General features: G+C 73.1%; 22 protein-coding genes. 13 read left to right on the top strand and 9 right to left on the bottom strand.

Going from position 1 to position 19,462, the window contains the following annotated elements:
* Positions 1–56: 56 nt before the first annotated feature.
* Together ACIRRU_RS19560 and ACIRRU_RS19555 are read right to left on the bottom strand one after the other, a co-directional pair.
* The gene (locus tag ACIRRU_RS19560) at positions 57–1,493 is read right to left on the bottom strand and encodes a PP2C family protein-serine/threonine phosphatase (protein WP_403682027.1); all 1,437 of its coding nucleotides are present in this window, start codon (positions 1,491–1,493) and stop codon (positions 57–59) included.
* A gap of 507 nt (positions 1,494–2,000) precedes the next feature.
* Positions 2,001–2,501 (bottom strand): tetratricopeptide repeat protein, encoded by a 501-nt coding sequence (locus tag ACIRRU_RS19555; RefSeq protein WP_403682025.1) that lies wholly within the window; start codon positions 2,499–2,501, stop codon positions 2,001–2,003.
* Positions 2,502–2,670: 169 nt separating this feature from the next.
* Between ACIRRU_RS19555 and ACIRRU_RS19550 the strand changes: the two genes are divergently transcribed.
* Together ACIRRU_RS19550 and ACIRRU_RS19545 are read left to right on the top strand one after the other, a co-directional pair.
* Entirely contained in the window at positions 2,671–3,369 is a 699-nt protein-coding gene (locus tag ACIRRU_RS19550) for a VanZ family protein (RefSeq protein ID WP_403682022.1), read from the top strand.
* Between the two features lie 130 nt (positions 3,370–3,499).
* Positions 3,500–4,300 carry a DUF4389 domain-containing protein gene (locus ACIRRU_RS19545; RefSeq protein ID WP_403682020.1) on the top strand — a complete coding sequence of 267 codons (801 nt, stop codon included), beginning with the start codon at positions 3,500–3,502 and terminating at the stop codon, positions 4,298–4,300.
* Here the strand turns inward: ACIRRU_RS19545 and ACIRRU_RS19540 are convergent.
* Entirely contained in the window at positions 4,297–5,325 is a 1,029-nt protein-coding gene (locus ACIRRU_RS19540; RefSeq protein ID WP_403682018.1) for a helix-turn-helix transcriptional regulator, read from the bottom strand. The two genes, ACIRRU_RS19545 and ACIRRU_RS19540, sit on opposite strands and share 4 nt — an antisense overlap.
* Before the next feature lie 102 nt (positions 5,326–5,427).
* Here ACIRRU_RS19540 and ACIRRU_RS19535 point away from each other — a divergent pair, with 102 nt between their 5' ends.
* The 8 genes from ACIRRU_RS19535 (at position 5,428) to ACIRRU_RS19500 (ending at position 11,668) form a co-directional block, all read left to right on the top strand.
* Positions 5,428–6,042, top strand: coding sequence for a DinB family protein (locus tag ACIRRU_RS19535; RefSeq protein WP_403682130.1), 615 nt, complete (start codon positions 5,428–5,430; stop codon positions 6,040–6,042).
* Positions 6,043–6,061: 19 nt separating this feature from the next.
* Entirely contained in the window at positions 6,062–7,162 is a 1,101-nt protein-coding gene (locus tag ACIRRU_RS19530; protein ID WP_403682015.1) for a winged helix DNA-binding domain-containing protein, read from the top strand.
* A 151-nt stretch (positions 7,163–7,313) separates the two neighbouring features.
* Positions 7,314–8,021 (top strand): DUF4230 domain-containing protein, encoded by a 708-nt coding sequence (locus tag ACIRRU_RS19525; RefSeq protein ID WP_363203351.1) that lies wholly within the window; start codon positions 7,314–7,316, stop codon positions 8,019–8,021.
* A gap of 240 nt (positions 8,022–8,261) precedes the next feature.
* Positions 8,262–8,777, top strand: coding sequence for a lytic polysaccharide monooxygenase auxiliary activity family 9 protein (locus ACIRRU_RS19520; RefSeq protein WP_363203352.1), 516 nt, complete (start codon positions 8,262–8,264; stop codon positions 8,775–8,777).
* Positions 8,778–8,935: 158 nt separating this feature from the next.
* Positions 8,936–9,445, top strand: coding sequence for a DUF664 domain-containing protein (locus tag ACIRRU_RS19515; RefSeq protein WP_403682011.1), 510 nt, complete (start codon positions 8,936–8,938; stop codon positions 9,443–9,445).
* Positions 9,446–9,562: 117 nt separating this feature from the next.
* Positions 9,563–9,862: a hypothetical protein gene (locus ACIRRU_RS19510; protein ID WP_403682009.1), complete on the top strand. Its 300-nt coding sequence runs from the start codon at positions 9,563–9,565 to the stop codon at positions 9,860–9,862.
* Positions 9,863–10,122: 260 nt separating this feature from the next.
* Entirely contained in the window at positions 10,123–10,917 is a 795-nt protein-coding gene (gene lepB, locus ACIRRU_RS19505) for a signal peptidase I (RefSeq protein ID WP_403682007.1), read from the top strand.
* Positions 10,918–10,981: 64 nt separating this feature from the next.
* Positions 10,982–11,668, top strand: a complete 687-nt coding sequence (locus tag ACIRRU_RS19500) for a class I SAM-dependent methyltransferase (protein ID WP_403682005.1) — start codon at positions 10,982–10,984, stop codon at positions 11,666–11,668.
* Between the two features lie 26 nt (positions 11,669–11,694).
* On the opposite strand, the gene ACIRRU_RS19495 is transcribed toward ACIRRU_RS19500, so the two are convergent.
* The 5 genes from ACIRRU_RS19495 to ACIRRU_RS19475 all read right to left on the bottom strand — a co-directional run bounded on the left by ACIRRU_RS19495 (position 11,695) and on the right by ACIRRU_RS19475 (position 16,460).
* On the bottom strand, positions 11,695–12,129 hold the full coding sequence (locus ACIRRU_RS19495) for a protein-tyrosine phosphatase family protein (RefSeq protein WP_403682002.1): 435 nt from the start codon (positions 12,127–12,129) through the stop codon (positions 11,695–11,697).
* Between the two features lie 53 nt (positions 12,130–12,182).
* Positions 12,183–14,222, bottom strand: a complete 2,040-nt coding sequence (locus ACIRRU_RS19490) for a fructose-specific PTS transporter subunit EIIC (RefSeq protein ID WP_403681999.1) — start codon at positions 14,220–14,222, stop codon at positions 12,183–12,185.
* Positions 14,223–14,295: 73 nt separating this feature from the next.
* Positions 14,296–15,243 carry a 1-phosphofructokinase gene (gene pfkB, locus ACIRRU_RS19485; protein WP_403681996.1) on the bottom strand — a complete coding sequence of 316 codons (948 nt, stop codon included), beginning with the start codon at positions 15,241–15,243 and terminating at the stop codon, positions 14,296–14,298.
* Positions 15,240–16,001, bottom strand: a complete 762-nt coding sequence (locus tag ACIRRU_RS19480) for a DeoR/GlpR family DNA-binding transcription regulator (RefSeq protein ID WP_403682127.1) — start codon at positions 15,999–16,001, stop codon at positions 15,240–15,242. Before ACIRRU_RS19480 ends, pfkB begins: the two co-directional genes overlap by 4 nt.
* A gap of 201 nt (positions 16,002–16,202) precedes the next feature.
* A complete protein-coding gene (locus ACIRRU_RS19475) occupies positions 16,203–16,460 on the bottom strand; it encodes a DUF6296 family protein (protein WP_363203360.1) in 258 nt (85 codons plus the stop codon).
* Positions 16,461–16,634: 174 nt separating this feature from the next.
* Between ACIRRU_RS19475 and ACIRRU_RS19470 the strand changes: the two genes are divergently transcribed.
* Positions 16,635–17,477 (top strand): PepSY domain-containing protein, encoded by an 843-nt coding sequence (locus ACIRRU_RS19470; RefSeq protein ID WP_403681992.1) that lies wholly within the window; start codon positions 16,635–16,637, stop codon positions 17,475–17,477.
* Between the two features lie 250 nt (positions 17,478–17,727).
* Here the strand turns inward: ACIRRU_RS19470 and ACIRRU_RS19465 are convergent, their stop codons facing one another.
* Entirely contained in the window at positions 17,728–18,099 is a 372-nt protein-coding gene (locus tag ACIRRU_RS19465) for an STAS domain-containing protein (RefSeq protein WP_403681989.1), read from the bottom strand.
* Positions 18,100–18,403: 304 nt separating this feature from the next.
* Between ACIRRU_RS19465 and ACIRRU_RS19460 the strand changes: the two genes are divergently transcribed.
* Both ACIRRU_RS19460 and ACIRRU_RS19455 read left to right on the top strand, forming a co-directional pair.
* Positions 18,404–18,745, top strand: a complete 342-nt coding sequence (locus ACIRRU_RS19460) for an STAS domain-containing protein (protein WP_403681987.1) — start codon at positions 18,404–18,406, stop codon at positions 18,743–18,745.
* 220 nt (positions 18,746–18,965) lie between these two features.
* Positions 18,966–19,436, top strand: a complete 471-nt coding sequence (locus ACIRRU_RS19455) for an ATP-binding protein (RefSeq protein WP_403681984.1) — start codon at positions 18,966–18,968, stop codon at positions 19,434–19,436.
* Positions 19,437–19,462: the final 26 nt, after the last annotated feature.

The raw sequence follows: 19,462 nt of genomic DNA, 5'->3' as shown, positions 1-19,462 counted from the left end.
CGAGGACGGGATGCCGTAACGCCGTCGTACGGCGCTCCCTCACGCCCCGACCCGGGTCACGCCCCGACCCGGGCCACCAGCACACACGCGTCGTCCAGACGCTCGCTCCCGCCGAACTCCTCGACGACGCTCCGTACGCACTCCTGTGCCGTACGGGCCGCGGCGAGGCGGGGGGCGAGCTCCAGCAGCGCCTCCGGGCCCGCACCCCGGTCGCTGCGGCGCGTCAGGCCGTCGGTGTGCAGGACGAGCACGTCGCCGGGGAGCAGCCGCACCTCGTCCTGCTCGAAGGCGACCGTGGAGGCGGCGCCGAGCAGCACCCCGTCCGCCGCGGGCAGCTGCCGTCCCGACCCGTCGCGGAAGAGCAGCGGGGCGGGGTGTCCGGCCTGCGCCCAGGACAGGACCGAGCCGTCCGGGTCGAAACGGCAGCACAGGGCGCTGCCCAGGGCCGGCTGCATCGAGGACGCGAGCAGCTGGTCGAGGTGTCCCATCAGCGGGCCCGGCTCGATACCGGCGACCGCCATGCCGCGCAGCGCGCCCAGGATCATCGCCATCGCGGAGGTGGCGGGGATGCCGTGCCCGGTGAGGTCGCCGACGGTCAGCAGGGTGCGCCCGTCCGGCAGCTGCATCGCGTCGTACCAGTCGCCGCCGATGAGCCCGCTGGAGGCGGAGGGGAGGTAGTGCGCGGCGACGTCCAGAGCGGCCCCGGTCCCCTGGTGCGGCAGGCGGAGCGGTCCGCGCCACGGCGGCAGGACGGTCTCCCGGAACTCGACCGCCATCCGGTGCTCGGTCCGCTCGATGTGCGCCTCGCGCCGCACCGACGCGCCGCTGCCGTCGGCCGTCCGCTCGCCGCGCCGCAGCTCGCTGACGTCCCGGATCACCGCCCACATCGAAGCGGTGCAGCCCTGGGCGTCGAGGACCGGCTCACCCGCCATGTGCAGGGTGAGCATCCCCCCGTCGGGGCGGATGATCCGGAACTCGCCGTCCATCGGCCGCCCGTCGACAAGGCAGCCCGTGACCATGGCGGTCAGCAGCGGCTGGTCGTCGGGCACCAGCACCGCAGGCAGGTCGTCCAGGGAGAGCGGCGGCGAGCCGGGCGGCCTGCCGAAGATCTCGTACAGCTCGTCGGACCAGCTGACCTCGTCGGTGAGGAGGTTCCACTCGGCGCTGCCCACCCGGCTGAGCGGGGAGCCGGTCCGCGGATCGTCCGGCTCCAGGTCGTCGGCGCGTGGGGCGGGGGCCTCGGCCCGCTGGGCCGGGAGACCCGCCCTGAGCTGTCCCAGATGCTCGTCGAGGTTGTCCAGGTGGTGCACGGCCAGCTCGTACAGCGCGCGCTGCCAGCGCGACTGGGGATCGTCCTCGTGGAACAGGACAGCGTCCCGCCGTACGGCGTCCACGTCTCCGCGCAGCCGGCGCGCCCGGTCGATCAGGGCGTCCACGGCCTCGTCGGCGGGGGGCTGTGGTGCGGGGTGGTCCGCGAACTGGGGGGTCGGCATCTCGTACTCCGATACAGGCGCGGCGCAGCCGGTTCTGAGGGGTGGGCCGCTACCGACTGTCGCACAGGCCGCAGCGGCTCGTAAGAGATTTGGCAACACTCGATACGGTGTTGCTCCTGGCATGTGCCCCCGGCTGAGCGGGGCGGTGACGGACCGAACGGGCTTTCGCCCGAGGTGAGTTGCGGTGCCCGCGCGAGCCGGTTCCGCCGCCGGGCGCGAGATGTGGCCACAGGGTCCGGATCGCATCGGCGGAGGCGGGTTCCCGGGAACAGCCGGGGATGGTTTATCGTTCATCTATACGTGGATGTGAGGGGCCACGCCCCGGCCCGCTCCCCGGCTTCGCCGGTGAGCCGGACAGCCGGAGCCCGGGACCGCCTTCCCCCGGGGCGACCCGGCCCGCACACCCGCGCTCAAGCCGCCCCGGCTGGATTCCCCCGATCCGGCCGGGGCTTCCCCTTTCCCCGCCACGGCCCGCCGAGCCGGAGCAGCGGGCCATGGCCACGGGGGTCATACCGTCTCGTGGAGGTCCTTCGCGTACTGCTCGATGGCCCGCCGGTACTCCCGTACGTACGGGTCCTCGCTGGTCGAGGCGGTCAGTTCCAGGAGCAGCCGCATCGCCTCGTGATGCTCACCGGTGTTGTACAGGGCCATCGACAGGAACGTCCGCAGCGCACCGTCCTCCGGGAACTCCTCCACGCCCCGGCGCAGCGTCTCCACCGCCTGCCCGTACCGGCCCAGCACCCGGTAGGTACTGCCCAGCCCGAGCAGCGCCCCGCGCCGGTTCCGGCTACCGAGTTCCGGCTTCGCCAGGCAGCGTTCGTAATACGGCACCGCCTCGGCCTCCAGCCCCAGCACGTCGTGGATCACCGCCGTCCGGTAGGCCACCTCGGCGTCGTCGGGGTACTGGGCGGTCAGAGCGAGAAGCCGCTCCCGCGCCTCCTCGGGGCTGCCCTCACCGCGCAGCCGCTCCGTCTCGTCCAGCAGGTCCGTCTTCGTCTGTGCGCTCATGCGCACATCGTCGCAGGCCGCGGGGGACGGACGTCGACGGACGTCCGGGAGTTTCGCGGTCCGGCCGCCCGGTGCGTGTGGTCCGGCCGGTCGGGGGCATCTGTCCGCCATGACTGCAGAGGCGAGTCCCCAGGCGCGGCAGGGGACATGGGTACGTGTGCTGGTCCGGATGGCTGTCCTGTCAGCGGTGCTGCTGGGACTCGTGGCCTTCTCCGTCTTCCTCGCCAAGGTGACGCTCACCCCCTCACCGGCCTCCGAGGACCTCGTCACGTCCAATCTGCAACCGGGCCGTTCGCTGCGTCAGTACGCCGAGGACTACACCTTCCTCGCCGCGTGCAAGCAGGCGGGCGGCAATGTGCTGCTGGGAGTGCCGTTCGGCATCCTGCTCCCGTTCTTCGTCCCGCGCCGGATGCGGATGATCCGTATGACGCTGCTGACCGCCGCGGCCATGGCGATCGTCGAACTCATCCAGGGGGCCCTGGTCACGGGGCGCGCCTTCGACATCGACGACGTCATCCTGAACACGACGGGAGCCCTGCTGGGCTACCTGGTGCTGGGCCGCCGCCTCAGCCACCGCTATTACGTGTACACCGACGACTCCGCCCCGGCCGCCGCGGACCGGGACCGGGAGCCGACGCCGGAGCGGGCGCGGATGGAGAAGACGGAGAAGCCGCAGAGGGCGCGGAAGCCGCAGGGGGAGCGGAAGACGCCCTTCGCCCGGCAGACCGGGCCGAAGGGCGAGGGCGAGTCCCGGCGCACGCCGCGTCCCGCAGCCCGGCCGAAGTCCCGGCCGACGTCCGAGTCCGGACCCGAGGACCGTTCGCCGAGGGGCGGCGGCTCCCTGCTCGCCCGGCTGCGCGGGCGCTGACCGGAGGCGCACGGCCTGGCTCGGGCACCCGTTCGGGCCGGGCCGTTTGCGCGTGTCCACGCCTCGGCACACGGTGGGAGGACGTCCTGCGCGCGCACGGCGCACGGACACCCTGCCGAGGAGATGCGACATGGCCGAAGGCCAGTGGAGCCCAGGACGCGCCGAGCGGGACGAGACCGAGTTCCGGCCGGCCTTGGACATCGTCGAGCCCCCGCGTCAGCGACGGCTGACCGTCCTGCTGCGTCTCCTGATGCTGATCCCGCATTTCATCGTGCTGTTCTTCCTGCACATCGCGGCGTTCTTCACCGTCGTCTTCGGATGGTTCGCCGCCCTGGCGCTGGGGCGGCTGCCCGACCCGGTGTTCCGGTTCCTCACCGGCGTCCTCGGGTACGACATGCGCGTCTCGGCGAGCGACATGCTGCTGATCGACCGCTACCCGCCGTTCGCCCTGACCCCGCCCGCCGACTACCCGGCCCGGATCGAGGTACGGCCCACCCCGCTCAACCGGCTCGCGGTCCTCTTCCGCATCTTCCTGATGATCCCGGCGGCGATCGTGCAGAGCCTCGCCGTGTACGGGTGGTGGGCGCTGGGGTTCGTCTGGTGGGTGATCACCCTGGCCCTGGGGCGGATGCCGAAACCGCTGTTCGAGGCGACGGCCGCCACCCTGCGCTACCGGATGCGGTTCACCGCGTACGCCATGATGCTCACCCCGGCCTACCCCAAGGGCCTCTTCGGTGACGACGCGTTCACCGCGGAGCGGGAGGCGCGGCGCTCCTCGACCCGCCCGCTGGTCATGAGCGCGGCCGCGAAGTGGCTCGTGGTGCTGTTCCTGGTGCTCGGCCTGGCGGGCAACGTCACCTCGTCCGTCACCACGTCCTGGTCCGACGAGCCGAAGGACGACACCCGCCTGGTCGAACCGCTGGCACCCTAAGGGCTGTGCCGTAGGGCTGCCCCCTCGTCGCCGGGCGGCTCCGCCGCGCGGGCGTAGCGCCGGGCCAACCCCGCGACGGCGTCCCGGAACTCCTGCGGACCGACGATCTCGAAGTCGGCGTCGAATCTGCCGACGGCGGCCGCCAGGCCCACCCACGACCAGGCGCCCAGGACCAGGCGGCAGCGGTCCGGGCCCAACTCCTCCACGACCCCGTCCCGGAGGTGTCCGGCCACCACGGACGCGGGCAGGGCGAGGACCGCCTCGCCCCGGCAGGGCCACCCGCCGGGGCCGTCGGAGCCCCGGAACCGCGCGGCGACGAAGGCGGCCACGTCCCCTCCGGGCACCTCGCGCGGGGTGAAGCGGGGACCGGTGGGGGCGCGCGGAACGATCCGGTCCACTCGGAAGGTGCGCCAGTCCGCCCGGTCGAGGTCCCAGCCGACGAGATACCACCGCCCGCCCCAGGTGACGAGGTGGTGCGGCTCCACCCGGCGCGGCCGCGCGGTACCCCCCTCCGCCTCGTCCCGGGGCGGCGCGTACGCGGGGGAGTGGTCGAAGCGCAGCACCTCGCAGGCGTGGACGGCCGCGCTCAGCTCCATCAGGACCCGGGGGTCGGCCTGCGGTCCGGGCCGCCTGTCCGCGGGTTCCACGGCGGTGATCCGCAGGGCGTCCAGCCGGTGGCGCAGCCGGGCGGGCATCACCTGCCGGACCGTGGTGAGCGCACGGGCCGCCGCCTCACCGATCCCGGCCCCCGTCGCGGCAGCGGTGCGCAGCGCCACCGCCAGGGCGACGGCCTGGTCGTCGTCGAACAGCAACGGCGGCAGCCGCGCGCCCGCGTCCAGCCGGTAGCCGCCGTCGGGTCCCTTCACGGCCGCGATCGGATAGCCGAGTTCACGCAGCCGGTCGACGTCCCGGCGTACCGTGCGCGCACTGACCCCCAGCCGCTCGGCGAGCGCCTGCCCCGGCCAGTCCCGGCGTGCCTGGAGCAGGGAGAGCAGCGACAGCAGGCGCGCGGAAGTTTTCGGCATGCGGTCAGTATGCGACGGAGTGGAGGACACTCCCTGTCCTCTTCTCCTGGAAGAGTGGATCTCGAACCGGACAACGAGAACCCCCGGAAGGACCCGATCACCATGGCCTCCACGCCCACCCCCGACTCCTCCGCCTCCCCCAGCTCCTCTGCCGCATCCGTCTCCTCCCTCGACGGCGAGCGGGCCGAGCTGCTCGCCTCGCTGGCCGCCGCCCGGTCCGCCCTCACCGCCACCGTGCGCGGTCTCGACGACGAGCAGGCCGCGCGGCGCCCCACGGTCAGCGCGCTGTGCCTGGGCGGACTGGTCAAGCACGTCACGGCCACGGAGACCGGCTGGCTCAACTTCGTCACTGAGGGCCCCTCGGCGATGTCCTTCGCGCTGCCCGACGGGGTCACCTGGGACGACCTGATGGCCGGGACGGCCCGGGAACTCCCGCAGTGGGCGATCGACCGGGACCAGGAGTTCCGGATGCTGCCGGGCGAGACGGTGTCCGGGATCCTGCACGACTACGAGCAGGCCGCCGCCCGCACCGAGAAGATCGTCGCCGCGGTCCCCGACCTCTCCGCCGCGCACCCGCTGCCCGACGCGCCCTGGAACGAGCCCGGCGCGGCCTGGAGCGTACGCCGGGTGCTGGTCCACCTCGTCGCGGAGACCGCCCAGCACGCCGGGCATGCGGATATCCTGCGCGAGAGCATCGACGGCCGGCAGTCGACCTGATCCCCCGGGAGCGCGACCGATGACCGTCCTCGACAACCGGGCGCTCAACCGCGCCACCCTCGCCCGGCAGCTGCTGCTCGACCGCGCCGACCTGCCGGCCGTGGAGGCCGTGGCCCATCTCTGCGGCCTCCAGGCCCAGGAGCCGCAGGAACCCTTCACCGGACTCTGGTCGCGGCTCACCGCCTTCGATCCGGCGGCCCTCTCCGAGCTGCTGACGTCCCGGGCCCTGGTGCGCACCCATCTGATGCGCCGTACGGTCCACCTCGTCACCGCCACCGATGTCCTCGCCTGGCGGGCCCGTCACGACGCGATGCTGCGGCAACGGGTGCTCGGCGTCTACCGGGACGAGCTGAAAGGCGTCGACCTCGATGAACTGTCCCGAGAAGCGCGGGAGTTGATGGCCGACGGCCAACCCCGTGCAACGGCTGAGATCGTCCGGGAACTGACTCCCCGCTGGCCGGGGCCGGGGGCGCGGCCCCTCGGTGAGGTGGTCGTCGCCGCCCTCGTGCCGATGGCCCAGGCGCCACCCCGGGGGCTCTGGCGGACCAAGGGCGGGGTGCGCAACGTCGCGCTCGCCTCGTGGCTCGGCCGCCCGGTCGACCCGCCCGCCCCCGAGGGCGCCGACCCGGTCGGCCGGGCGCTGGTGCGCCGCTATCTGGCCGCCTTCGGCCCCGCCGCCACGGCGGACCTGCGGGCCTGGTCCGGCCTGGCCGGGCTGCCCGGCGCGGTGGCCGCCGTCCGGGGTGAACTGGTCAGCTTCCGCGACGAGCGCGGCCGGGAGCTGCTCGACCTCCCCGACGCGCCCCGCCCGGACCCCGGCACTCCCGCGCCGGTACGGTTCCTGCCCGCCTTCGACAACGCGATCCTCGGTTACCAGGAGCGCGGCCGGATCATCGACGACGCCCACCGGGGCCTCTCGGTCGCCGGTGAGCGCGTGGTGCTGGTCGACGGCCGGACCGCCGCCACCTGGACGGTCGCCGAGGGAGTCGTCAGCGTCGCGCCGCTGCGGCCCTTCTCCAGGGCCGACCGTGCGGAGGTGGCCGAGGAGGGCCGACGGCTGGCCTCGTTCCTCTCCGACGGCGGGAGTGACCGCGTCCGCGTGGCGTCCTCACCGCACTGACCGCCACCGGGTGCGCGGAATCGGGACACGAGAGCCGGGCGGGGCCGAAGGGGCCCGCCCGGAGCCGCCCGCGTCTGCGCGCGCTACCGGAACTGGCCTATTTAGCGCCGGAGATGGACTGAAACCACCCGGCGCGGGTCACATGCAGAGCATGACGTCCAGCGACGTAACCACGGAACCGGCCGCCCCGAGCGGCGAGAAGAAGCGCGCCGTCCGCCCGCCCCGGGGCCTGCTGAAGGCCCTGGGCATCTGCGCGGTCATCCTGGCGCTGCTGTTCACCGGGAGCAGGCTCAGTCTGCTGCCCGGCCTGGACGACCTCTTCGGGCAGGAGACCCGGGACCGGTCGGGCCCCGCCGTGCTCAAGTCGATCCAGGACATGAGCGCGTACGAGGCCGCCTCGGGCAACTTCCAAGTGGTCGTCGACCTGGAGAAGGACACCAAGTTCCTTCCCGACGCGGTACGCGGCACCCGCACCCTGTTCGTCGGCGCGGGGACCGTCGGCGCCTCCGTCGACCTCGGCAAGGTCAGCGAGAGCGGCGTCGTCATCAACGAGGCCCGCACCACGGCCGAACTCCGGCTGCCGCGCGCGGTGCTGGACAAGCCCGCCCTGGACCCCGACCGCTCCTACGCGGTGTCCAAGCAGCGCGGCCTGCTGGACCGGCTCGGCGACCTCTTCTCCGACAACCCCAGCAGTGAACAGGCGGTCAACCAGCTCGCCGTCAAGCACATAGCGGAGGCCGCGAAGGAGAGCGGGCTGACCGCCCGCGCGGAGAAGAACACCGCCGACATGCTGAAGGGACTGCTCGGCTCTCTCGGCTTCGAACGCGTCACGGTCCGCTACGGCGACGACCAGGGCTGATCGCGCTCCCAGGGCGGCCCGCACCGGACATCCGGAGCGGGCCGCCCTTGACGTGCACGCGTCTGTCGGTATGGTCTAGGCCAAGTGCAAGGCCTTTCCGGTCACCCCTCAACAGGGTTGTCCGGCAATGGACTTGCAGACCTTCGCGCCACTTGGCCCCACACTCGCGAGGTCGCTCCGCCCACGCCGGGTCCCCCACGACCCGCCACCGCGCGGCACGGCCTCATGTGAAGGAGAAGCATGCACGCGAAAAGGAAGTCCGCGCTCGCCATCGGCGCCATGCTCGCCCCGGTCCTGGCCCTGAGCCTCCCGGCCAGTTCCGCCAGCGCCCACGGCTACATCTCCAACCCGCCCAGCCGGCAGGCACAGTGTGCCGCCGGAACGGTCAGCTGCGGATCGATCACCTACGAGCCGCAGAGCGTCGAGGGCCCCAAGGGCCTCACCAGCTGCAGCGGCGGCAACAGCGGATTCGCCGAGCTGGACGACAACTCCAAGGGCTGGGCCGTCACCCCGGTCAACCGCTCCCAGCAGTTCGAGTGGAAGCTCACCGCCCGCCACTCCACCAGCACCTGGCAGTACTTCGTGGGCGGCGAGAAGATCGCCGAGTTCGACGACGGCGGCGCGCAGCCCGGCGCCACCGTCACCCACCAGGTCGACTTCGGTAACAAGACCGGTCAGCAGAAGGTGCTCGCCGTCTGGAACATCGCGGACACCTCGAACGCCTTCTACGCCTGCATCGACGTCAACGTCAGCTGAGCGGCCAACCCGCTCCGCGACACCGCGCCCCGGACCGGCCTCCCGCCGCTCCGGGGCGCGGTGCTGTCCGCGCGCACGGGCGCGGGCCGTCCGCCCGGACAGGCACGGGCGGTGTGTCGGACCCGCCCCCGCCCGTCGGGACGGGCCAGGGTGGACGGATGAACAGCGCAGAGATGCTCGCCGAGGCCTTCGACCGTGTCCGGGAAGCGGTCCACGCCGCGGCCGAAGGACTCCCGCCCGACGACCTCAACGCCCGCCTCGACGAGGAGGCGAACTCGATCTCCTGGCTGATCTGGCACCTCACCCGGGTCCAGGACGACCACGTCGCCGACGCGGCCGGGACCGGACAGGTCTGGCTCACCGACGGCTGGGCCGACCGGTTCGCCCTGCCCCTCGACCAGACGGCGACCGGCTACGGGCACACCGGCGACGAGGTCGCCGCCGTCCGCGTCGACTCGGCCGACCTGCTCCTCGGCTACTACGACGCCGTGCACCGACGCACCCAGGAGTACGTCGGCGGTCTGGACGGGCACGCCCTGGACCGGATCGTGGACGAGAACTGGTCGCCCCCGGTGACCCTGGGCGTCCGCCTGATCAGCGTCATCGCCGACGACCTCCAGCACGCGGGCCAGGCCGCCCTGCTCCGCGGAGTACGGGAACGGGCCTGAGGCCCCGGGCCCGTCGTACGGGCCCGGCCCGGCGCACCCGTGCATCCTCCCAGCGGCGGTGTCATACTCGGAAACAGTCCGACAGACAGGCTTGTCCTGGTCCGAAAGGCGCGTGTCATGAGCTGGGCATCGTGGACGACCAGCGGTGTCTTCGCGGGAACCGGCGGAGTACGCACCGTGGAAGCAGGAATCCTCACCGGTGATCTCACGGTGCATACGACCTGGTCCGAGGGGCAGGCGGCGGTGGCCGTGCAGTACAGCGGGTCATCGGACTGGTTCACCCTGACGGGCAGCCCCGTGCCGTGCCCCTCCGAGGAGGAGAGCCGCACCTTCCACCAGAGCGTGGTCGAGGCGGTGCGGACCGGCGCCGGGGCCACCGTCCCGCCCGCCACCGCACCGCCCTCACCTGCCCCGTAACGTCCCCGCCGTCTCGCGCACCCCTAAGGGCTGTCCCGAAATCCCTGGCGGGCGCACGACGACAGCTACGGCACCTCGCCGCGTTGTCGGGACGTCCGAATACATCCAGTATTCGGACGTCCCTCCGCCTTGCGATGCACCGCATCTGACGCCGCACGCTGATACACCAGGGATGACGGGACAGCCCTTAGAGTGATCCGCACACGGGTCCGTTCCGCCGGGAGGGGACGGGCGGGACACGCGGGGCGAGGGGCGGGGCCATGGGGCGCGGGCGGACGACGAAGGCCAAGAAGAAGCGGCCCTTCTGGGTGGAGCTGCCGCTCCTGATCGGCATCGCCCTGGTTCTGGCCCTGTTGATCAAGACCTTCCTGCTCCAGGCCTTCTCGATCCCGTCGAACTCCATGCAGAACACCTTGCAGACGGGCGACCGGGTCCTCGTCGACAAGCTCACCCCCTGGTTCGGATCGGAACCCGAGCGCGGCGAGGTGATCGTCTTCCACGACCCCGCGGACTGGCTGGGCGACATGCCGGTCAGCGAACCCACCACCGTGCGCAAGGTGCTGAGTTTCATCGGTCTCATGCCCTCGGCCGAGGAGAAGGACCTCATCAAGCGGGTCATCGGCGTCGGCGGCGACACCGTGGAGTGCTCCGGCACCGGACCCCTCAAGGTCAACGGCACCGCCCTGGACGAGCCGTACGTCTTCCCCGGCAACACCCCGTGCACCGACGACGCGGGCGGCCGCTTCAAGGTCACCGTGCCCGAGGGCAGGCTCTGGGTGATGGGCGACCACCGCCAGGCCTCGGAGGACTCCCGCTACCACCAGGACGACAGCACCAAGGGCATGGTGCCGGTCGACGAGGTCGTCGGGCGCGCCGTGGTCATCGCCTGGCCGGTCGACCGCTGGAACACCCTGCCCGTACCGGACACCTTCGACAAGGTGCCGAGCGCGGCCGGACAGCCGGACCCGGTGGCCGCACCCGTGCCCGACCCGGCGGGGCTCGCGCTGGTCGTCGCCGCGCCCCTGCTGGTGATGCGCCGCCGGACCGGTCGCTGACCTCGCATTTGCCGATCCGGCAAGGAAGTTGGCCCCGCGCGGAACCGGGGCGCACCATGCCGCCATGAGCCACCACCACACCGAGCAGTCCGCCCCCGGGCACCGGCACGACGACGAGGACACCGAGCGGTTCTTCACCCAGGAGTTCTGGGAGGACCGCTACCGCGAGGGCAACGCCTGGAGCGGCAACCCCAACCCGGTCCTCGTCCAGCACGTCACACCCCTGACACCCGGCACGGCCCTGGACGTCGGCAGCGGCGAGGGCGCCGACGCGATCTGGCTCGCCACGCGCGGCTGGAGGGTCACCGGCGCCGACTGGTCCTCCACCGGTCTGGAATCCTCGGCCCGTACGGCGGCGGCCGCCGGTGCGGACATCGCGGAGCGGATCACCTGGCGGCAGGCCGACGTCCGCACCTGGGACCCTGCCCCCGAGCGCTTCGACCTGGTCTCCGCCCAGTTCATGCACCTGCCCCGCACCGACCTCCATGCCCTCCACCGCAGGCTCGCCGCCGCCGTGCGGCCCGGCGGCACCCTCCTCGTGGTCAGCCACCACCCGGCCGACCGCGACCCCTCCGTCGGCCGGCCCGGCAGCGCGGACCTCTTCGCCACGGGGGAGGAGATGGCGGCCGTACTCGACCCCGCCGCATGGGCGGTCGTCGAGGCGTCCGCACCGGAACGCGTCGGCCCCGGCCCCGACGGCCGGGAGACCGTCCTGCGGGACGCGGTGCTCCGCGCCGTACGCAAGGACTGACCACGCCCGCGCGGACGCGGTGGTCCTCAGCCGGGCGCGAAGGTCCGTACGTAGCGCCGCTGCCAGGGCGTCTCCACCGCCCGCGGGTGATAGCCCCGGCGGACGAACGCCACCGCGTCCGCCGGGGGCACCCCGTCGAGCACGGCCAGGCAGGCCAGCGCCGTCCCGGTCCGGCCCACCCCGCCGCCACAGGCCACCTCGACCCGCTCGTCGGCGGCCCGGTTCCACACCTCTTCGAGGAGGACCCGGGCCGCCTCCCGGTCCGCCGGAAGCCGGAAGTCCGGCCACCGCAGCCACCGCGACTCCCACGCGGCCGGGGGCGGGACGCGGCCCAGCAGGTACACGCCGAACTCCGGCTCCGGGCCTACGGGCAACGGCCCGCGCAGCCCCCTGCCACGGACCAGCCGTCCGGAGGGAAGGGCCAGGACGGCCGGATCACCGGCGTTCCACTGCTCGCTCACCCGGCCCATCCAAGCACCCCGCCCGCCACGCCGGCTGCCGGTTCGCCGGACGCTCAGGCGGCGACCGGCACCGGCGCGTCCGCGGCCTCCGCCTCCCCGGCCGGGTCCGCCGTCCGGCGCGCCCCCTTCAGCACGACGACCAGAGCGGCCGCGACCAGCGTCCCGGCGGCGATCGCCAGCAGGTACAGGAACGGCTGACCGATCAGCGGCACCACGAAGATCCCGCCGTGCGGAGCGCGCAGCGTCGCGCCGAAGGCCATCGACAGGGCACCGGTCACCGCGCCGCCCGCCATGACCGACGGGATGACGCGCAGCGGGTCGGCGGCCGCGAACGGGATCGCGCCCTCGGTGATGAACGAGGCGCCCAGCACCCAGGCGGCCCGGCCGTTCTCCCGCTCGGTCTTCGTGAACAGCTTCTTGCGTACGGTCGTGGCGAGCGCCAGCGCCAGCGGCGGGACCATCCCCGCCGCCATGACCGCGGCCATCACCTTCAGACTGCCCTCGGTCGGGTCGGCGAGACCGCCGACCGCGAAGGCGTACGCCACCTTGTTCAGCGGCCCGCCCATGTCGAAGCACATCATCAGCCCGAGGACGACACCGAGGATCACCGCGTTGGAGCCGGAGAGACCGTTCAGCCAGTCCGTCAGCGCGCTCTGCAACGACGCGATGGGCTTTCCGACCACGATGAACATCAGGAAACCCACGGCGGCCGACGCGATCAACGGGATCACCAGCACCGGCATGATGCCGCGCAGCGTCGCGTGGACCGGCACCCGCTGGATCGCCATCACCACCGCACCGGCCAGCAGACCGGCGACCAGACCGCCGAGGAACCCGGCGTTCACGGTCAGCGCGATGGACCCGCCGACGAAGCCCGGCACCAGCGCGGGCCGGTCCGCCATGCCGTACGCGATGTATCCGGCCAGGACCGGCACCAGGAAGGCGAACGCCGCCGAGCCGATCTGGTTGAGCAGTGCCGCCCAGCTGTCGGCCTCGCCCCAGACGAAGTGGTCGGCGACCGACTTCGCGTTCGCTATCTCGTATCCGCCGATGGCGAAGGACAGGGCGATCAGCAGCCCGCCCGCCGCGACGAACGGCACCATGTAGCTGACGCCGGACATCAGATACGTCCGCAACCGGACGCCGAAGTGCGCGTGGTCCGCGCCGGATCCGGCCCCGGAGTCCGTACCGCCTTCGCTCTCCGCGAGGGTGGCGACCTCGCCGCGCTCGGCCTTGCGACGGGCCTCGGCGATCAGCTCGGCCGGCCGGTTGATGCCCGCCTTCACCCCGACGTCCACCAGCGGCTTCCCCCGGAACCGGCCCTTCTCCCGGACCTCCACGTCGTGCGCCCAGATGACGGCGTCGGCCGACGCGATCACCGCCGGGTCCAGCTTCTGGAAGCCGGCCGAGCCCTGGGTCTCCACGGTCACCTCGACACCCTCGGCGCGCCCGGCCGCGGCAAGCGACTCGGCGGCCATGTAGGTGTGGGCGATGCCGGTGGGGCAGGAGGTGACGGCGACGATCCGGAAGGGCGCGTCCCCGGACGCTCCCGCGCCCCCGGTCCCCGGCTCCTCGCCGGCCGGGGCCCCGGTCCGGGCCTCGCCTTCGGTGGCGTGGACCTCGGCCGCCGTATCCGCATCCGGCTCCGGGGGCTCCTCGCCGCGGATCAGCGCGGCCACCGCCCCCGGGTCCGTACCCGCGCGCAGCGCGTCCGTGAACTCCGGGTCCATCAGCCTGCGGGCCAGGCCCGAGAGGATGGTGAGGTGGTCGTCGTCCGCCCCGGCCGGGGCGGCGATCAGGAAGATCAGGTCGGCCGGACCGTCGGCGGCGCCGAAGTCGATGCCCCGCCCGCTGTGCCCGAAGGCAAGCGTCGGGGCGGTGACATGTTCGCTGCGGCAGTGCGGGATGCCGATCCCGCCGTCCAGTCCGGTCGGCATCTGCGCCTCCCGGGCGGCGACGTCCGCCAGGAAACCTTCGAGATCGGTGACGCGGTGCGCGGCCGCCATCCGCTCGGCGAGCGACCTGGCGGCGGCGTCCTTCGTGGTGGCGGACAGATCGAGGTCGACCAGTTCCGCGGTGATCAGCTCACTCATCGCGGTGCTCCTTGCTCGGGGACCGCCCTGCGGCGGCTCGGGGGACGAGAGGGGGACGGGGGAGGCACGGGGATCATGGCGCGGGCTCCGTCAGCGCGCGGTCCAGGGGGATGTGGGAGGTCGTCACGACCGACGCCGGATCGAGATCGGCGGGGGTGGGCATCAGGCTGCCCGCCAACTGCACCGCCGCCGCGCCGTGGGCGACGGCGGACGCCAGCGCCTCGGGCCCCCGCCCGCCCGCCGTCAGGAACCCGGCGAGCGAGGCGTCTCCGGCGCCGACGTTGCTGCGTACGGCGGAGACCCGGGCGGTGGCGAAGTAGGCGCCCGACGCCTCGGCCAGCAACTGCCCGTCCGCGCCGAGGCTGGCCAGCACCGACCGGGCGCCGCGCTCGCGCAGTTCCCCGGCAGCCTTGAGGGCGTCGCCCACCGTGGCCAGCGGACGGCCCACGGCCTCGGCGAGTTCCTGGGCGTTGGGCTTGATCACGTCGGGCCCCTCCGCGAGCGCGGCGGTGAGGGCCGCCCCGGAGGTGTCCAGCGCGATCCGCACCCCGGCCCGGTGACTGCGGGCGACCAGCTCCGCGTACCACCGCGGCGGGAGACCGCGCGGCAGGCTTCCGCAGCAGGCGATCCAGTCGGCGGCGGTCGAGCGGGCCCGGACCGCTTCCAGGACGTCCTCGGCCTCGTCGCCGCTCAGCTCGGGTCCGGCCGCGTTGACCTTGGTGAGGGTGCCGTCGGGTTCGACGAGCGTCACGTTGATCCGGGTGTGTCCGGCGACCGGAACCCCGGCCGCCTCGATGCCCAGGTCGCCGAGGAGCCGGGCGAGCAGCGCGCCCTCCGGACCGCCCATCGGCGCGACGGCGACCGTGCGGTGCCCGGCGGCCGCCACGGCCCGGGAGACGTTGACGCCCTTGCCGCCGGGGTCGACCCGGTCCGCGGTGGCCCGCAGCACGGCGCCGCGCACCAGACCGGGCAGCTCGTAGGTGCGGTCGAGGCTGGGGTTGGGGGTGACGGTGAGGATCATGCGCGTACCACTTCCGTGCCCCGGCTCTCGATGGAGCGGGCGTCGTCGGGGCTCAGGCCCGTGTCGGTGATGAGCAGGTCCACATCGGCGAGGTCGCCGAAGCGCGCGAAGTGCTCCTGCCCGAACTTGCCGGAGTCGGCGAGCAGGACGACCCGACGGGCCGCCCTGATCACGGCCCGCTTGACCGCGGCCTCGGCGAGGTCGGGGGTGGTCAGACCGCTGTCGGGGGCGAAGCCGTTGGTGGCCAGGAAGACCACGTCGGCGTTGATCTCGGCGTACGCACCGAGCGCCCAGGCGTCGACCGCGGCCCGGGTGCGGTGGCGGACCCGGCCGCCGACGAGGTGCAGCGCGACGCCGGGGTGGTCGGCGAGCCGGGCGGCCACCGGCAGCGCGTGCGTCACCACGGTCAGCGCCGCGTCGACGGGGAGGGCGGCGGCGAGCCGGGCGGTGGTGGTCCCGGCGTCGAGGATCACATTGCCGTCCGCGGGGAGTTCGGCGAGCGCGGCCTGGGCGATGCGCTCCTTCTCGTCGGCCGCGAGGACGTCGCGCTGGGCGAGATCGGGCTCGAAGTCCAGCCGGCCCGCGGGGATCGCACCGCCGTGCACCCGGCGCAGCAGCCCCGCCCGGTCGAGGGCCTTGAGGTCGCGCCGGACCGTTTCGGCGGTCACCTGGAACTTCTCCGCCAGGGAGAGCACGTCGACCCGTCCGCTCTCCTGGGCGAGGCGGAGAATCTCCTGCTGACGCTCCGGTGCGTACATGTGGTTTCTTTTCCGTTTCATGCCCGAGTCTGTGGTTTCGCGCTCAGGTTACGTCCGAGGTGCGGGAATGTAAACACAATCGGGCGAGGCGTGGGCAAGAACGGAAGGCGGGCCGGGAGGCCGGCGGGACAGGAGGAGGTGCGGGTGCGCGACAGCGGGGCGCACCCGCGGAAGGGGTGCGCCCCGCCGGTGCGGGGCCGGTCAGCGTGTTTCCGGCGCGTCCGCGCGCAGGGGGCGGGCCAGCAGGGGCGCCCCCGGGAGCTGATGGCCGCCACTGGCCAGCATCCGGACCTCGCCCCGGTCGCTGATCTCCGCGCGGACGATCCCGGTCTCGTCCTCGTACACCGGGAAGCCCCCCGCCCCGGACCGGTCGGTCAGCTCGACGGTGACGACGTCGTCCGTGGCCCCGGACACCTGGAAGATGAGTTCGTAGCGCTCTGTGGGAACCCTGTGATCCATGACGGCCTCCCGGCCGGACCGTGAACAGGTTGCGGTCCTGTAACCCATTGTTTCGCACCCGGACACCCTCTGCCCGGGGAGCGGCGGCCAACGGGCGGAGCCGCCCCGGTCGATCGGGTGACTCCGCCCGGTGGGACAACATGACCGGACGCTCGGGGGGCTAGGCATGCGTGCATGAGACATGAGCCTCGACGAACGAACAGCGCCTCCTTCCGCTCCCGCAACCTGACCATGGTCGGCGCTCTCGGCATGGCGGCCGCCGCGGCCGTCCTGCTGACCGGCTGCGGCCAGAGCACCGGCGACGCGACGTCCGCCGCCACCTCCGAGGCGGCCAAGGTCGTTCCGCAGCAGCAGACGGCCTCCGCGTCCGCCTCCGCACAGCTGAGCGAGGACCAGCGGGAGCGCAAGAAGGTGCTCGACGCCACGAAGGTCACCTTCGACGACGCGGCGACGGCCGCGGTCGGCGAGGTGGCGGGCAGCAAGCTGGTCGACCTGGATCTGGAGGGTGTGGACGACGACGACCGCGAGGACGGTCAGAGCCCCAGCCCCACCGGGACGGCGAGCCCGTCGGGCACGGCCAGCCCCTCGGGAACGGCCAGTGCGGCCGGGACCGCGAGCCCGAGCGGAAGCGGAACCTCCAGCCCGTCCGCGAGCCCCGGCGCCGAGGGCCCGGTCTGGGTGGCCGAGGTCGCCGAGAAGGACGGCACGGTCCACACCGTCCGGGTCGACGCGGTCGACGGCAAGGTGGTCGAGGCCCGCGTCGACGCGGATCAGGACGCGCAGGACAAGAAGCGGACGGCCGACCGGCTCGCCCAGGCCACCCAGACCCCGCAGCAGGCGGCGAAGGTCGCCACGGACAAGAAGAAGGGCACGGTCACCTCCGTCAGCCTGGACGACAACGACGGCAAGGGCGTCATCTGGTCGGTCGACGTCGTCGGCTCCGACTGGAAGAAGACCACCTTCGACGTGAACGCCAAGGACGACACCATCGTCCGCGAGGAGACCGACAAGGACTGACCGCTCCACCCACCCAGCAACTGAAGGGGTACGCCGGACATCCGGCGTACCCCTTCACTCTCGTCCGCCCTATGTCCGGCCTGCCCTGCCCCGCCCCGGCCCCTGTCGATGCCGTGCGCGCGCTGTCCGGATCCCGGGCCGTCGGGACGACTGTTCCGGGCGTCGGGACGATGCCCGGTCGAACGCGGTCCGCTGCCGTGGTGGAGGGGCGGTGGGCGTCGCACGGGGCTGGGCGGCCGAGGGGGCCCGGTCACCGTCCGGTGCCGCTGTGCGGGCCGCCTTCCAGGCCCCCGGTGAGGGATTCAGCGACCTCGAAGTGCTCCAGCACCTTCGTCACGGTCAGGAGCAGCAGGACGCGAGGGTGGAGCGGTCCGATCAGGACGAGTCGGCGCCGCGCCGCACGGTGGCGCTGACGTGCCCGCAACAGGGCGTCGAGGAAGGAGCTGTCGCCGAAGGTGACTCCGCTCAGCTCGACGGCGGTGGTGGGCAGGGCCCGTTCGTCGGCCTCGTCCCACGCGGCGTCCAGCAGGTCCCGCTCATCGGTGTCGAAGTCCCCGGAGACCACCACGACGAACGCGTCACGCTCGGCGCGGACGTGCACACGGGCAGGTGATCTTGACATCATCCGGTCATCCTCTCACCCACAGGAGTGGTCTATACCAAAAGATCGGCAACCTCTGACGCGATGTTGACCCAGCGGCCGGGATCCCCCCCTTCCGGGCCCCGGGCAGCGGTGGAGGGCCTTGGGCGGACCGCGGTTCCGTGCGACGATGGCAGGACACGAGACCGGCCGGCGCCTGTCGCCGGCCTTTGGGTTCTGGGTATCGCCCCCCTCACGGGCAGCCAGCTCCCGCCATCGTCGGCCGTCCCTGGAGAGGGACGCTTCGCCTTTGGGCTCTCAACCCCCGGAAGGGGGAATGCCCGCCATGCACATCATCACGATGCTCGACGGGGTGACCGCGACGGTCACTCCCCGCGGAGAGCTCGACCACGACACTCTTCCGCTGCTGCGCGCGGCCGCCGCGGAGCTGCCCGACCACGTGACCCGGGTGACCTGGGACCTGCGGGAGATCCACTTCATGGACTCCGCCGGCCTCCACCTGCTGACCGACCCGCCGGCTTCGGACGGCGGACCCGCGCGGTCCGTGTCCGTGACCGGCCTGACCGCGCAGACCCGGCGCCTGCTGAGCCTGGCCGCGGACGTCTTCCCCACCGAGGACTTCGCCCAGTTCCTCGCGAACGAGCACGCCGTCGAACAGGCGGCATGACCCCGGACGGAACAGCTCTCCGCCGACCTCGGGGCCGGTGTCCCGCACGGGGCACCGGCCCCGCGCCTGTTCCAGGGCGGTAGGCGTTCCCGGCGGAACGCCTCGGGCCGCGCGCCCGGCGGCCGACCGGTATTACGATCAGTGAACGAATGGCCTCACCTGTCGTCGACGACGGCCCCGGTGTGCGGGGCCGCGAGGCCGGGGCAGAGGAATTGATGTGATGGCGGACCAGATTCCGGGCACCGGCCACCGGCCGGGCGAACGCACCCTGCCCACAACCGTGGCCGAGGCGCGCGCACGGGTCAGCGAACACATCCTGACCGCGTTTCCCGCCCTGGAGGGCGGAACGCCGGAACCCGGCACGCAGGGCCTGGCGGAAGCGCTGCTGGTCACTTCCGAGCTCGTCACCAACGCCATCCGCCACGGCGGCGGACTCACCGGCTTCGACATCGTGATGACCGAGGACGGCGTGGTCCTGAACGTCGCCGACAGCGACCCTCAGCCTCCCGTCACCACCGATCCCGCGACCCGGGCGCCGGGGCAGCCCGGGGGGTTCGGCTGGCCGCTCGTCTGCCGGCTCGCCCAGCACATCACCCTCACCCCCCGGCCGGACGGCAAGGAGATCACCGTGCTCGTCCCGCTGACCGCCCCCGCGGCCGGCCCGCCGACGGGGCCCCGCCCCGCAGGTTGAGACCACCGCCCCGCGGGCTGGGACAA

This window comes from Streptomyces sp. NPDC101181, assembly GCF_044767975.1.
Classification (GTDB): Bacteria; Actinomycetota; Actinomycetes; order Streptomycetales; family Streptomycetaceae; genus Streptomyces.
Note: the sequence above shows the minus strand (reverse complement) of the source record. Positions and strands in the feature narration are given on the sequence as shown.

Bases quoted from the DNA above. Each gene is read 5' to 3' on its own strand.
- ACIRRU_RS19560 (WP_403682027.1), bottom strand. From the start codon at position 1,493: ATGCCGACCCCCCAGTTCGCGGACCACCCCGCACCACAGCCCCCCGCC.
- ACIRRU_RS19555 (WP_403682025.1), bottom strand. From the start codon at position 2,501: ATGAGCGCACAGACGAAGACGGACCTGCTGGACGAGACGGAGCGGCTG.
- ACIRRU_RS19550 (WP_403682022.1), top strand. From the start codon at position 2,671: ATGGCTGTCCTGTCAGCGGTGCTGCTGGGACTCGTGGCCTTCTCCGTC.
- ACIRRU_RS19545 (WP_403682020.1), top strand. From the start codon at position 3,500: ATGGCCGAAGGCCAGTGGAGCCCAGGACGCGCCGAGCGGGACGAGACC.
- ACIRRU_RS19540 (WP_403682018.1), bottom strand. From the start codon at position 5,325: ATGCCGAAAACTTCCGCGCGCCTGCTGTCGCTGCTCTCCCTGCTCCAG.
- ACIRRU_RS19535 (WP_403682130.1), top strand. From the start codon at position 5,428: ATGGCCTCCACGCCCACCCCCGACTCCTCCGCCTCCCCCAGCTCCTCT.
- ACIRRU_RS19530 (WP_403682015.1), top strand. From the start codon at position 6,062: ATGACCGTCCTCGACAACCGGGCGCTCAACCGCGCCACCCTCGCCCGG.
- ACIRRU_RS19525 (WP_363203351.1), top strand. From the start codon at position 7,314: ATGACGTCCAGCGACGTAACCACGGAACCGGCCGCCCCGAGCGGCGAG.
- ACIRRU_RS19520 (WP_363203352.1), top strand. From the start codon at position 8,262: ATGCACGCGAAAAGGAAGTCCGCGCTCGCCATCGGCGCCATGCTCGCC.
- ACIRRU_RS19515 (WP_403682011.1), top strand. From the start codon at position 8,936: ATGAACAGCGCAGAGATGCTCGCCGAGGCCTTCGACCGTGTCCGGGAA.
- ACIRRU_RS19510 (WP_403682009.1), top strand. From the start codon at position 9,563: ATGAGCTGGGCATCGTGGACGACCAGCGGTGTCTTCGCGGGAACCGGC.
- lepB (WP_403682007.1), top strand. From the start codon at position 10,123: ATGGGGCGCGGGCGGACGACGAAGGCCAAGAAGAAGCGGCCCTTCTGG.
- ACIRRU_RS19500 (WP_403682005.1), top strand. From the start codon at position 10,982: ATGAGCCACCACCACACCGAGCAGTCCGCCCCCGGGCACCGGCACGAC.
- ACIRRU_RS19490 (WP_403681999.1), bottom strand. From the start codon at position 14,222: ATGAGTGAGCTGATCACCGCGGAACTGGTCGACCTCGATCTGTCCGCC.
- pfkB (WP_403681996.1), bottom strand. From the start codon at position 15,243: ATGATCCTCACCGTCACCCCCAACCCCAGCCTCGACCGCACCTACGAG.
- ACIRRU_RS19480 (WP_403682127.1), bottom strand. From the start codon at position 16,001: ATGTACGCACCGGAGCGTCAGCAGGAGATTCTCCGCCTCGCCCAGGAG.
- ACIRRU_RS19475 (WP_363203360.1), bottom strand. From the start codon at position 16,460: ATGGATCACAGGGTTCCCACAGAGCGCTACGAACTCATCTTCCAGGTG.
- ACIRRU_RS19470 (WP_403681992.1), top strand. From the start codon at position 16,635: ATGAGACATGAGCCTCGACGAACGAACAGCGCCTCCTTCCGCTCCCGC.
- ACIRRU_RS19465 (WP_403681989.1), bottom strand. From the start codon at position 18,099: ATGTCAAGATCACCTGCCCGTGTGCACGTCCGCGCCGAGCGTGACGCG.
- ACIRRU_RS19460 (WP_403681987.1), top strand. From the start codon at position 18,404: ATGCACATCATCACGATGCTCGACGGGGTGACCGCGACGGTCACTCCC.
- ACIRRU_RS19455 (WP_403681984.1), top strand. From the start codon at position 18,966: ATGGCGGACCAGATTCCGGGCACCGGCCACCGGCCGGGCGAACGCACC.